Genomic DNA, 11,493 nt, shown 5'->3' on the forward strand with positions numbered 1-11,493 from the left:
ATCCCGCGCTCCATCACCTACCCCGCGCACGTTGGGACAACACGCGCGGGGCCGCGACGATGGGGTCAGAGCGCGGCGGGGCGGCGGTCCTTGACCGCGAGCAGCTCCCGCGCCTCCGTCGTCGACATCGGAGGCCGCTGCAGGATCGTCGCGAGCTCCGCTGCGCGGGCCACGAGCTCCCTGTTGTGGGACACCGGCCGGCCCTTCGCATAGACGAGGTTGTCCTCCATGCCGACGCGCAGATGACCACCCGCTGACAGGGCGGCTGCGGCGATCGGCAGGTGCGTGCGACCGATGCCGGTCGCCGACCACGAGGTCACCTCCGGCGGCAACAGGGCCAGCGCCGCCATGAGGGTCTGCGGGGTGCCCGGCATCGACCCCGGCACCCCCATGACGAAGTCGACGTGGACCCGACCGCCGTAGGGCAGCCCGCACTCGTCGATGAGCCGGCGCAGCGCGTGGACGTGGCCGAGCTCGAACAGCTCGAACTCCGGCACGACCTCCCGCTCCTGGGCGAGCCGGTAGAGATCGACCATGAAGCCCCACGGGTTGAGGAAGACACCGTCACCGAAGTTCGTCGTGCCGCACGTGAGCGAGCACGAGTCCGGGTCGGCATCGAGGACGGTGAGGCGCCGGTCGAGAGGGTCGGTGACCGCGCCACCGGTCGAGAGCTGCACGACGAGATCCGTGGCCTCGCGCACAGCGGCGACGGCTTCTCGCAGGAGCACCGGGTCGAGGGTCGGCTCGTGGTCGGCGTCGCGCACGTGGATGTGGATCAGCGCGGCCCCGGCAGCCTCACAGGAAACGGCCGTCTCGACGAGCTCCTCCGGCGTGGTCGGCAGGGCGGGGACGTCGGCCTTGGCGGTCTCGGCCCCGGTGGGGGCGACGGTGATGAGGGTGCGCGCGGCGCTACGGGCAGGGACGGTCGTCATGGCGCCATCCTGCCAGCGGCCACTGGCCGGTGAGACTCCGGTCAGGGTGCGACGACGACCGTCTGCGCAGCACTCAGGTCGTCGACGAGGAGCACGGCCTCAGGGTCGGTGTTGCGCTTGATGACGGCGAGGGCGATCGGCCCGTCGGTGTGGTGGCGGCCGATCGAGGTGACCCGGCCGACGACGCGGTCGCCGGAGCGCACCTCGGCGCCCGGCGAAGGCAGCACGTGCCCCGAGCCGTCGACGTGGAGGAAGACGAGGCGCCGCGGGGGGCGACCGAGGTTGTGGACCCGGGCGACGGTCTCCTGCCCGCGGTAGCAGCCCTTGTGCAGGTGGACGGCAGTGCGCAGCCAGTCGACCTCGTGCACGATCGTGCGGTGGTCGGTCTCGGCGCCGAGCTGTGGTCGCCAAGCGGCGATCCGCAGCGCGTCCGCGGCCCAGAGCCCGGCGAGGGGACGATCACCGACCGCGTCGGAGAGCGACGCGCGCGGCACGATGACCTCGCGCCAGGACCAACGCGTGCCGGGGTGGTCGTCGACCGGCCCGTAGGCGACCGTGTCACCGACGAGGTCCGGCCATGGGTCCCGCCACGCGAGCGGCTCGCCCGGCGCGGACTCCGAGTGGTGGGGCTCGCCGAGCACCGCCCAGTCGGCGGTCACGTCGGCCACCTCGACGCGGAGCATGAAGCGCATCCGGTCGAGCCACTCGCGCAGCGGCTCGCCGGCGCCGGGCTCCGTGGTGATCCACGTGGTCTCGCCGTCGTCGACGAGGTGGAGCGAGTGCTCGACGTGGCCCTTGGGGGTGAGGATGAGCGCCTCGCGCGACTCGCGCGGTCCGAGGTCGGTGAGGTGCTGCGTCGTGAGCGAGTGCAGCCAGGACAGTCGGTCGGGACCGGTCACGGTGACCACGGAGCGGTGTGAGAGGTCGACGACGGCCAGACCCTCCTCGAGCAGTCGCTGCTCGCGCATGGGGTCGCCGTAGTGGACGGCGACGCTCGCGGCCAAGCCCTCGCCGGCCACGGCACGGGGACGGTCGAGCAGGGGGCTGCGGCGCAGGACGGGGAGCTCGGTCATGTCGGTCACCTTCGTGCAACGTCCGGGGCTGCCGTGGTCATCCCTCAGCCCACCCGCTTGAGCGTGGCCGACAGGTGGGACTGGAGCTTCTGACCGACGGCGGCCATGTCCATGGCCCACATGAGCTGTGACTCGACGAGGCCGTAGAGGCGCGTGGCGGCGTTGTACTCCTTGGCGCCCGGCGAGCGGAGGACGCCGTCGGTCTTCAGCTGGATGCGAGCCGGCTCGACGGTGCCGTAGTAGAGCTCGAGGATCCCGGTCGGGTGCGCAAGGAGCAGCTCGACCTCGCCGTCGGGCATCGGGCGCCAGAAGCCGGACTCGACGGCTGCGGGCCGGACCTTCTCGCCCGTGGCCGAGTCGAGGATCCAGGCCCGGCTCTCCCACTTGAGGAAGGGCCGCCCGTCGTGCGTCACCTCGATCTCCTGCCCGAAGTGCGCCGACTCGATGGTCGGGTAGCCGAGCACGCCGGCGCCCTCCCAGCGGCCGATGAGCCACGCGAGGGGACGCAGCGGCTCGGGAATGTCCTGGTCGAGGTCGAACATGGTCGTGATCGTAACCTGAGGGCATGGCCCCTCCCGCGCGCTCACTCGTCGTCAAGCTGACCTGCGGGGTCGAGGCACCCGAGCGCCTGTCGCAGGCCTTCACGGTGGCCGCGACAGCGGTGGCGAGCGGCGCCGAAGTGAGCCTGTGGTTGACCGGGGAGTCGACCTGGATGGCTGTCCCCGGGCGGGCCGAGGACTTCGACCTGCCGTATGCCGCTCCGCTGGCTTCCCTGCGAGACGCCGTGGTGGCGGGTGGCCGGGTCACGGTCTGCTCGCAGTGCGCGGCACGGCGCGACCTCACCGTGGAGGCGCTGGTGGACGGTGTCTCGATCCGGGGCGCGGCGGCCTTCGTCGAGGAGGTCCTCGCTCCGGGCGCTCAGGCTCTCGTCTACTGACCCGGAGCGATCGCCGGTCAGGACGCGAGCGTGAAGAGCCGCACGACGACGCCGAGCACGAGGACCGAGCCGACCCCAGCGGCAACCTGCCCGCGGATCCCGAGCAGGGCCGGCTGGAGGGCCAGCACCCGGCGGAACGACCACGACAGCGACCCGGCCGCCGCGGCCACGCCCACCGCGGCCCACGCCGCGAGCTCGTCGAGGAGCAGCGCTGCGACCAGTCCCCCGGCGACCGCGGCGAGCAGGGCGACGAGGCCCAGCAGCGGTGCGAGTCGGCGGCGCGGCACGAGCAGGTCGGCAACGACCGCGAAGGCGGCAGCCGTCAGCGTCACGACGAGGTACGCGCGCCCGAGGCGATCGTCTGCTGCACCGATCCAGAGGGTTGCGGACGCCATCGGGACCAGGCCACCGAACGACGCGAGCAGCGTCAGGACGAGACCTTCCCGGCCCGTCCGTCGCGCGAGCTGCGCCAGGAACGACAGGACGATGCCGAGGGCGACGGCTGCGGCGGTCCAGCGGAGGTCGTCGCCCACGGCCGTGAAGACGATGGCCGGGGCTGACACGAGCAGCACGATCGTCGTGGTCTGAGGGGTGAACGAGCCGCCGACCACCGGCCACGACCAGGCGAGCACGACAGCGAGGGCCAGCGTTGCGATGAGCACGGGCCAGCGGCCCCCGGTCGACGCGAGAGCGAGCAGCCCGGTCGCGACCAGGACGGCGCCGACGGTCACCGGCCGGACCTGGTCCGCGCCGACGGGCGAGAGCGGCAGATGGAGCGCGCCGCCTCCGCTGGACTCGCTCACCTCTGGGCCCCTGGGTCCGGCCGCGCCCGGAGGTGCCGGGGCCTCAGGTGCGTCAGTGGGGTCGGCGTCGGGCACGGTCGTCATTGTGCATCACCCGCCCGCGAAGGGAGGCAGCATCTCGAGCGTGGCTCCCGGTGGCAGCACCGCCTCCCGGTCTGCCGCGCGCCCGTCGACGAGGAACGTCGCGACCCGGGCGACCCGCTCGAGGTCCGGATGCGCCCCGACGGCCGCGGCGACGACGTCGGACACGGTGCCTCCGGCAGCCAGCGCGACGTGCTCGCTGTCGACACCGGCAGCCTGGCGGGCCGCCGCCCAGTAGCGGACCGTCACCGTCTGCTCTGCCGAACCCGTCTCGCCCATCTCACTCCCGTCTCATCGTGCACCGAGCTGCTCGGGTGCAGGTCCAGTCTCGCCTATCCTGCAGAAGATGGCCCGACTGCTGCTCCTCACCAACGCGCTCGCCCCGAGCACCGAGGTGCTGCCCGCGCTCGGGCTGCTCGTCCACAGCGTCCGGGTCATGCCGGCCGAGGCGACCGCGCTCGTCGACTCTCCGGACTGCGACGTCGTCATCGTCGACGCGCGTCGAGACCTCGCGAGCGCCCGGTCCCTGTGCCGGGTGCTGCGCACCACCGGGATCACCACTCCCCTGCTGGCCGTCCTCACCGAGGGCGGCCTCGCTGCTCTCACGGCCGAGTGGGGCCTCGACGACGTCATCCTCGACAGCGCCGGGCCGGCCGAGGTCGACGCCCGTCTCCGCCTGGCCCTGACGAGGGGCCAGGGCGACGACTCCGACCTCGACGCGCCGATCACGTCGGGTGACCTCGTCATCGACGAGGCGAGCTACACAGCGCGCTTCCGCGGCCAGACCCTTGACCTCACCTACAAGGAGTTCGAGCTGCTCAAGTACCTCGCGCAGCACCCCGGCCGCGTGTTCACCCGGGCGCAGCTGCTCCAGGAGGTCTGGGGCTACGACTACTACGGCGGCACCCGAACGGTCGACGTCCACGTCCGCCGCCTCCGGGCCAAGCTCGGCCCCGACCACGAGGCCCTCATCGGCACGGTCCGCAACGTCGGCTACCGCCTCGTCCCCGACCGGGCTTCCGCGCCGTCCGGGCCTGTGGCGTAGCAGCGCACCGACCGCACCGCGAGCAGGCAGATACGGGCCCTGTGGTGGAATCGGAGCATGTCCCGAGCCGAGATCGAGCAGCGAGACCGGACCCACCCGCTGGCAGAGGACGAGGCGCGCGAGGTGCTAGCGCTCGCCGACGAGGCCGAGGCAGCGGACGGCTCGCCGCCGCTGTCCGAGCAGTTCCGCCTGTCCGTCGAGTCGCGTGACCCGGACGTCACACACCTGCTGGCGTATGCCGCTGGGCGGGCGCTCGCGGGCTATGCCCAGGTCCGTGCGGGGTCGGGTGACGAGCCGCCGTCCGCGGAGCTCGTCGTCGCACCGCAGCTGCGGCGGCAGGGCGCGGGGTCAGGCCTCCTCGCGGCACTGCCGGAGGACGCTCGCGTGTGGAGCCACGCCACGGGACCGGCCGCGGCGGCCGCAGAGGCGTTCGCCCGGAGCGGCGAGCTCGAGCCGGTTCGGTCCCTCCACGTCATGGGACGGTCGCTCGTGGACGGACCGGCCTGGCCGGAGGCCGTCGTGCCTGACGGCTACCGGGTGCGCCACTTCGAGCCCGGTGACGAGGACGAGTGGGTCGCTGTCAACGCGGCCGCGTTCGCGTCGCACCCGGAGCAGGGGTCGCTGACCCGCCGGGACCTCGAGCAGCGCATGGCCCAGCCCTGGTGGGACCCCGAGGGCCTGATCCTCGTCGTCGACCCCGACGGTGACCGCCCCGATGACCGCACCGGCGACCGGATCGCCGCCTTCCACTGGACCAAGGTCGACCCTCCCGGTGGCGAGGTCGGAGAGGTCTATGTCGTGGGGGTCTCCCCCGACCGGCAGGGCCAGGGTCTCGGCAAGGCGGTCACCATCCTCGGCCTCGACCACCTGCGAGCCAGGGGCCAGCGTGACGTCGTCCTCTACGTCGACGAGGAGAACGTCGCCGCAGTCCACACCTATGCGAGCCTCGGCTTCACCGACCGCGAGGTGCACCGGCAGTACGCCCGCCCCCCGGCCACCTGACGGACCCCCTCCCGCAACACGCCCGGCACTGCGCAACCCACCACGGAAATATCCGGTGCCGGTTGGCAACCGCCGGGCGTGTTGCGGGGGGGACCTGGCCACGAGCCTGAGGGCACCATCGCGGAGGGCCGAGCCCAGCGGCATACGGCATGGACGTCGGACGTGTTCTCCCTCGCGTCGCCGATCAGTGTCACGATGGGCACATGAGCACCGGCAGTCTCGAACGGACAGACCTCGAGGGTCAGGACCAGCCCCGCGACGAGACGGGTGCGCCTGAGGTCAGCTCGTTCACGAGCACGGTTCCGACCCGGCGAGGGCCGCAGCGCGGACCCAACGGGCGGTTCGTCGGCGCGGGCCCCGGACGCCGGGTCGAGCGGCTCGCGGAGGACCTGCCCGCCGACCGCTACCTCGAGCGGGAGCTGTCGTGGCTGCAGTTCAACGAGCGTGTCCTCCAGCTCGCCCAGGACCCGGCGGTGCCGCTGCTCGAGCGGGCCCGGTTCCTGGCCATCTTCTCGAGCAACCTCGACGAGTACTTCATGGTGCGCGTCGCCGGTCTCAAGCGGCGCATCGCCACGGGTCTGGCCATCCGCACCGCGGCCGGGATCGAACCCCGCGACCTCCTCGACCGGGTCGGCCGGCTCGCGCACGAGCTCATGGCCCAGCACGCCACCGTCTTCGAGCACGAGGTGCGGCCCGCGCTCGAGGCGGAGGGCATCACCATCGTCCGGTGGCACGACATCGACGAGACCGAGCGCGAGCCGCTCCACTACTTCTTCGCCGACCGGGTCTTTCCCGTGCTCACCCCGCTCGCCGTGGATCCGGCCCACCCGTTCCCCTACATCTCCGGGCTCTCCCTCAACCTCGCCGTCCTCCTCCAGAACCCGAAGACGGGCAACGAGCACTTCGCCCGGCTCAAGGTTCCGCCGAACCTGCCCCGCTTCATCCCGATCGGGAACAACGACACCGCAGACGGCGGTGAGGGCGGCAGCGTCGCACGGCGGTTCGTGCCGCTCGAGGAGGTCATCGCCTCCCACCTCGACCAGCTCTTCCCGGGCATGGTCGTCCAGGAGCACTTCACCTTCCGTGTCACGAGGAACGAGGACGTCGAGGTCGAGGAGGACGACGCCGAGAATCTGCTCACCGCGCTCGAGAAGGAGCTCACCCGGCGCCGTTTCGGTCCCCCGATCCGGCTCGAGGTCGAGGCCGAGATGGACCCGAAGGTCCTCGACATGCTCAGCCGCGAGCTGCAGATCAGCGACCGTGAGATCTATCGACTCCCGACCCCGCTCGACCTCACCGGGCTGTGGACGGTCACTGACGTCGACCGCTCGGACCTCGAGTACCCGAAGTTCTTCCCCCGGACCCACCCGGACTTCGCCCCGACGGAGAGCGCCAAGGCCAGCGACCTGCTCGCCGCCGTCCGCAGCAAGGACGTCCTCGTCCAGCATCCCTACAACTCGTTCTCGACGTCGGTCCAGGCCTTCATCGAGCAGGCCGCGGCCGATCCTGACGTCCTGGCCATCAAGCAGACGCTCTACCGCACGTCGGGCGACTCCCCCATCATCGACGCCCTCATCGACGCCGCCGAGGCGGGCAAGCAGGTGCTCGCCGTCGTCGAGATCAAGGCGCGGTTCGACGAGGTCAACAACATCTCGTGGGCCCGCAAGCTCGAGGAGTCCGGCGTCCACGTCGTCTACGGCGTCGTCGGCCTCAAGACCCACGCCAAGCTCTGCCTCGTCGTGCGGCAGGAGCCCGAGGGCCTGGTCCGCTACTGCCACATCGGCACCGGCAACTACAACCCCAAGACCGCGCGGACGTATGAGGACTTCGGCCTGTTCACCTGCGACCCGCAGGTGGGCGACGACCTGTCGCGCCTGTTCAACCTCCTGTCGGGCTTCGCGCCGCGCAGTCGGTTCAAGCGGCTCCTCGTCGCGCCACGGTCGGTGCGCTCCGGCCTCATCGACCTCATCGAGGAGGAGATCAGCCTCCACGAGCAGCGTGGCAAGGGCGCACCGTCAGGCCGAATCGCCTTCAAGGCCAACTCGATCGTCGACGAAGCAGTCATCGACGCGCTCTACCGCGCGAGCATGGCGGGGGTGCGCGTCGACATCTGGGTGCGCGGCATCTGCGCCCTGCGCCCGGGGGTCGAGGGCCTGTCGGAGAACATCCGGGTCCGGTCCGTCCTCGGCCGCTTCCTCGAGCACTCGCGGATCTTCTGGTTCGACCACGGCGGTGACCCGCAGGTCTTCATCGGCAGCGCCGACCTCATGCACCGCAACCTCGATCGCCGTGTCGAGGCCCTTGTCCGGATCACCGACCCGGGTCATCTCGCCGAGCTCGCCGAGCTCTTCGGCCTCGCCTTCGACGAGGGGACCTCGCGCTGGGACCTCGGCGCGGACGGACGCTGGGTCCGGTACTACCTGGACCCGGCCGGCGAGCCCCTCACGGATCTCCAGGCAGCCCTCATCGAGCGACACGACAAGCGGCGGCGGAAGGCGCGGCGCCGATGAGCCCGGGCCACCCGGAGGGTGTCGCGGACGCCGGGGGCGCCGCGCTCCCCGAGGCCCGGCTGTCCTGACGTGGCCTCCGTCATTCCCGCAGCGGGCACGCTGCCGTGGCGTCGGCGCAAGGGCCGGCTCGAGGTCGCCCTCGTCCACCGGCCGAAGTACGACGACTGGTCCTGGGCCAAGGGCAAGCTCGACCCGGGCGAGCAACCATGCGTGGCAGCCGGGCGGGAGACCCTCGAGGAGACGGGCTTGCGCGTCCGGCTCGGCATCCCGCTGCCCACGGCGACCTATACCGTCCTCGACGCTCAGGGTGCGCCGGCGAGCAAGGAGGTCCACTACTGGGCCGCGAAGGTGACCGGCGGCACCGGCGCCCTCGAGCACGAGATCGACGAGGTCCGTTGGGTCGAGGTGCGCGCCGCCCACGAGCTGCTCGACTACAAGCGTGACCGTGAGCAGCTGCTCGCCCTGGTCCGGGCAGATCGGGAGCGCGCCCTCAAGACATGGCCGCTCGTGCTGGTGCGGCACGCGAAGTCCCGACCCCGCTCCTCCTGGCGTGGAGACGACCGGAAGCGTCCTCTCGACGCCGTCGGCCGGGCGCAGGCCGAGCACGTCTCGCGCATCCTCGCCACCTACGGCGTCCAGCGAGTGGTGTCGTCGTCCTCAGCCAGATGCGTGGAGACCGTCGAGCCGTATGCCGCGTCGCTGGGTGCGCGCGTGAAGGCCAAGGACGCCTTGTCGGAGGAGGGTTTCGCCGAGGACGCACGGCCTGCCCTCGCCCACCTCGACAGGCTCCTCGACCAGGCCCGGCCCGTCGTCGTCTGCAGCCACGGCCCGGTCCTGCCGAGCCTGCTCGAGGTGCTGGTGCGCCGGGTCGCTGTCGACGCCGCCTGCGCCGAGTCCCGCGACTGTCAGGCCTGCGCGCGGGAGCAGCTCGACGCTGCGGTGACGTCCTCGATGCGCAAGGGCGAGGTCCTCGTCGCACACCTGTCGGGCTCGGGCGCCGCCGCCCGGGTCATCGCGGTGGAGCGGATCGACACCTGAGGGGCGAGAATCAGCCGAAGCGGCCGGAGATGTAGTCCTCGGTGCGCTTGTCGCTGGGGTTGTCGAAGATCGTCCGCGTCTTGTCGTACTCGACGAGGATGCCGGTCCGGTTGCCCGTGGTCTCGTCAGCCAGCGCGGTGAAGAACGCCGTGCGATCGGCGATGCGAGCCGCCTGCTGCATGTTGTGCGTGACGATGACGATGGCGTATTCGTCGCGGAGCTGCCGGATGAGGTCCTCGATACGGAACGTCGCGATCGGGTCGAGCGCCGAGCACGGCTCGTCCATGAGGATGACCTCAGGATTCACGGCGATCGTGCGCGCGATGCAGAGCCGCTGCTGCTGGCCGCCGGAGAGGCCGAGGCCCGACTCCTTGAGCTTGTCCTTGACCTCGTCCCACAGGGCGGCTCGGGTCAGCGTCTCCTCGACCAGGTCGTCCATGTTGTCGACCTTCATCCCGGTGACCCGGGGGCCGTAGGCGACGTTGTCGTAGATCGACTTGGGGAACGGGTTCGGCTTCTGGAAGACCATGCCGACCCGGCTGCGAACCTCGATGGGGTCGACGTCGGGGCCGTAGATGTCGGTGCCGTGGAAGCGGACCGCGCCGGTGACCCGGGCCCCCTCGATGAGGTCGTTCATCCGGTTGAGCGACCGCAACAGGGTCGACTTGCCGCACCCCGACGGGCCGATCAGGGCGGTGACCTCGTTGGCGCCGAACCGGAGACTGACGTCCGACACCGCCTTGAAGCTGCCGTAGTGGACGTCGACGTTCTCGCACTCCATGACGGCCGAGGGCTCGTCAGGCAGCCAGTCGGCCCGGTCGGCCGCGGCACGGACGTGCATCTGCGGCGTCTCCGCCTCCGGCGTGCGGGTCGTCGTCTCGGGGTTCGCGTTCATGGTCACCAACGCTTCTGGAAGTGGTTGCGGATGTAGATGGCCAAGCCGTTCATGGCCAGCAGAAGGGCGAGCAGGAGGATGCTCGTCGCGGCGGCGAGCTCGTGGAAGGCCGCCTGGGGACGGGCCGTCCAGCCGAAGATCTGGATCGGCATCGTCGTGTAGCCGCTGAGCAGGCCGTTGGGGTCGAAGCTGACGAACGTCAACGCCCCGAGGAGCAGGAGCGGGGCAGCCTCACCCAGGGCGCGACTCAGCGCCAGGATCGAGCCCGTCGCGATCCCGGGCACGGCAGCGGGCAGGACCTGCCGCCACGTCGTCTGCCACGGCGTGGCCCCGAGGGCGAGTGAGCCGTCCCGGATCTCCCGGGGCACTGCCCGGATCGACTCACGCGTGGCGATGATGACGACAGGCAGAATGAGCAGCGTCAGGGCAAGCGCGGCCCCGATGACGATGTTCTTCTGCTGGACGCCGAAGAGCGTGAGGATCCCCAGCGCGAGCATCCCGTAGATGATCGCCGGCACCGCCGCGAGGTTCTGGATGTTGAGCTCGATGATGCGGTTGTACCACGTGTTGCGGTCAGCGAACTCCTCGAGATAGACCGCTGCCGCCACCCCGATCGGAATGGTGAGGACAGCGGTCGTGCCCACGACCCAGATCGAGCCGAGGATCGCAGGGCGGGCACCCGCCTCCTGCGGCCGGGACGACGGGTACTCGGTGAAGAGCCGCGAGTCGAGCCGGTCCCAGCCGTCGACGAGCGTCGTGACGATGAGGGTGAGCAGGAAGAGCACCGCGACGACGAGGCAGGCCCACAGCACGATCGCGAAGGCGATCGACCGTGGCGAGCGCTCGCCGGAGCCGCGCGTCTTGCGCAGCGAGGGCGGGGTGGTTGCGGGGGCGGACATCAGTAGGCCTGCCTGACCTTGCGGACGATGGAGATCGAGATCATGTTGATGACCAGGGTGAGGAGAAAGAGCAGCAGCCCGACGGCGAAGAGGGTGTCGTACTCGAGGGAGCCGACTCGGGAGTCGCCGAGGGCGGCGTTGGCGATGAAGCCGGTCATGGTCTGCCCCTGCTCGAGCGGGCCGGTGACGATGCGGGCCTGGTTGCCCGCCGCGATGGCGACGATCATCGTCTCGCCGATGGCTCGGGACACGCCGAGAACGATCGCCGCCACGATCCC

Annotated in this window: 12 protein-coding genes and 1 pseudogene; 5 read left to right on the plus strand and 8 right to left on the minus strand. The window is 71.2% G+C overall.

The features are described 5' to 3' along the window. Positions 1-65: 65 nt before the first annotated feature. The 3 genes from LOY02_RS11740 to LOY02_RS11750 are packed head-to-tail and all read right to left on the minus strand — an operon-like array spanning position 66 to position 2,547. Positions 66-932, minus strand: a complete 867-nt coding sequence (locus LOY02_RS11740) for a 3-keto-5-aminohexanoate cleavage protein (RefSeq protein ID WP_317182546.1) — start codon at positions 930-932, stop codon at positions 66-68. A 41-nt stretch (positions 933-973) separates the two neighbouring features. Next, entirely contained in the window at positions 974-2,005 is a 1,032-nt protein-coding gene (locus LOY02_RS11745) for a YgfZ/GcvT domain-containing protein (RefSeq protein ID WP_317182547.1), read from the minus strand. 44 nt (positions 2,006-2,049) lie between these two features. Beyond that, the gene (locus tag LOY02_RS11750) at positions 2,050-2,547 is read right to left on the minus strand and encodes an FABP family protein (RefSeq protein ID WP_317182548.1); all 498 of its coding nucleotides are present in this window, start codon (positions 2,545-2,547) and stop codon (positions 2,050-2,052) included. A gap of 23 nt (positions 2,548-2,570) precedes the next feature. Here LOY02_RS11750 and LOY02_RS11755 point away from each other — a divergent pair, with 23 nt between their 5' ends. After that, entirely contained in the window at positions 2,571-2,942 is a 372-nt protein-coding gene (locus LOY02_RS11755) for a DsrE family protein (RefSeq protein ID WP_317182549.1), read from the plus strand. A gap of 17 nt (positions 2,943-2,959) precedes the next feature. Here LOY02_RS11755 and LOY02_RS11760 read toward each other — a convergent pair whose 3' ends face one another. Together LOY02_RS11760 and LOY02_RS11765 are read right to left on the minus strand one after the other, a co-directional pair. Beyond that, entirely contained in the window at positions 2,960-3,745 is a 786-nt protein-coding gene (locus LOY02_RS11760) for a hypothetical protein (RefSeq protein ID WP_317182550.1), read from the minus strand. 90 nt (positions 3,746-3,835) lie between these two features. Next, positions 3,836-4,105 carry a MoaD/ThiS family protein gene (locus tag LOY02_RS11765; protein WP_317182551.1) on the minus strand — a complete coding sequence of 90 codons (270 nt, stop codon included), beginning with the start codon at positions 4,103-4,105 and terminating at the stop codon, positions 3,836-3,838. Between the two features lie 67 nt (positions 4,106-4,172). On the opposite strand from LOY02_RS11765, the gene LOY02_RS11770 reads away from it, so the two are divergent. The 4 genes from LOY02_RS11770 to LOY02_RS11785 all read left to right on the plus strand — a co-directional run bounded on the left by LOY02_RS11770 (position 4,173) and on the right by LOY02_RS11785 (position 9,421). Next, positions 4,173-4,871, plus strand: a complete 699-nt coding sequence (locus LOY02_RS11770) for a response regulator transcription factor (RefSeq protein ID WP_317182552.1) — start codon at positions 4,173-4,175, stop codon at positions 4,869-4,871. A gap of 57 nt (positions 4,872-4,928) precedes the next feature. After that, positions 4,929-5,873, plus strand: coding sequence for a mycothiol synthase (gene mshD / locus LOY02_RS11775; protein ID WP_317182553.1), 945 nt, complete (start codon positions 4,929-4,931; stop codon positions 5,871-5,873). A 203-nt stretch (positions 5,874-6,076) separates the two neighbouring features. Next, entirely contained in the window at positions 6,077-8,383 is a 2,307-nt protein-coding gene (locus LOY02_RS11780) for an RNA degradosome polyphosphate kinase (RefSeq protein ID WP_317182554.1), read from the plus strand. A 69-nt stretch (positions 8,384-8,452) separates the two neighbouring features. Further along, positions 8,453-9,421 (plus strand): NUDIX hydrolase, encoded by a 969-nt coding sequence (locus LOY02_RS11785; RefSeq protein WP_317182555.1) that lies wholly within the window; start codon positions 8,453-8,455, stop codon positions 9,419-9,421. A 10-nt stretch (positions 9,422-9,431) separates the two neighbouring features. Here LOY02_RS11785 and pstB read toward each other — a convergent pair whose 3' ends face one another. From pstB to LOY02_RS11800, 3 genes and pseudogenes are all read right to left on the minus strand, one after another. After that, positions 9,432-10,202: a phosphate ABC transporter ATP-binding protein PstB gene (pstB, locus tag LOY02_RS11790; protein WP_317182557.1), complete on the minus strand. Its 771-nt coding sequence runs from the start codon at positions 10,200-10,202 to the stop codon at positions 9,432-9,434. A 116-nt stretch (positions 10,203-10,318) separates the two neighbouring features. Further along, positions 10,319-11,215 (minus strand): phosphate ABC transporter permease PstA, encoded by an 897-nt coding sequence (gene pstA / locus LOY02_RS11795; protein WP_317182556.1) that lies wholly within the window; start codon positions 11,213-11,215, stop codon positions 10,319-10,321. After that, positions 11,215-11,493, minus strand: a pseudogene (locus LOY02_RS11800) (phosphate ABC transporter permease subunit PstC); the annotation flags it as partial. The pseudogene LOY02_RS11800 and the gene pstA, both read right to left, overlap by 1 nt.

This window comes from Intrasporangium sp. (genome assembly GCF_032907665.1).
Lineage (GTDB): Bacteria > Actinomycetota > Actinomycetes > Actinomycetales > Dermatophilaceae > Intrasporangium.

Excerpts from the sequence above, each read along its gene's own strand:
- LOY02_RS11740 (WP_317182546.1), bottom strand. The coding sequence starts at position 932 with ATGACGACCGTCCCTGCCCGTAGCGCCGCGCGCACCCTCATCACCGTC.
- LOY02_RS11745 (WP_317182547.1), bottom strand. The coding sequence starts at position 2,005 with ATGACCGAGCTCCCCGTCCTGCGCCGCAGCCCCCTGCTCGACCGTCCC.
- LOY02_RS11750 (WP_317182548.1), bottom strand. The coding sequence starts at position 2,547 with ATGTTCGACCTCGACCAGGACATTCCCGAGCCGCTGCGTCCCCTCGCG.
- LOY02_RS11755 (WP_317182549.1), top strand. The coding sequence starts at position 2,571 with ATGGCCCCTCCCGCGCGCTCACTCGTCGTCAAGCTGACCTGCGGGGTC.
- LOY02_RS11765 (WP_317182551.1), bottom strand. The coding sequence starts at position 4,105 with ATGGGCGAGACGGGTTCGGCAGAGCAGACGGTGACGGTCCGCTACTGG.
- LOY02_RS11770 (WP_317182552.1), top strand. The coding sequence starts at position 4,173 with ATGGCCCGACTGCTGCTCCTCACCAACGCGCTCGCCCCGAGCACCGAG.
- mshD (WP_317182553.1), top strand. The coding sequence starts at position 4,929 with ATGTCCCGAGCCGAGATCGAGCAGCGAGACCGGACCCACCCGCTGGCA.
- LOY02_RS11780 (WP_317182554.1), top strand. The coding sequence starts at position 6,077 with ATGAGCACCGGCAGTCTCGAACGGACAGACCTCGAGGGTCAGGACCAG.
- pstB (WP_317182557.1), bottom strand. The coding sequence starts at position 10,202 with ATGGAGTGCGAGAACGTCGACGTCCACTACGGCAGCTTCAAGGCGGTG.
- pstA (WP_317182556.1), bottom strand. The coding sequence starts at position 11,215 with ATGTCCGCCCCCGCAACCACCCCGCCCTCGCTGCGCAAGACGCGCGGC.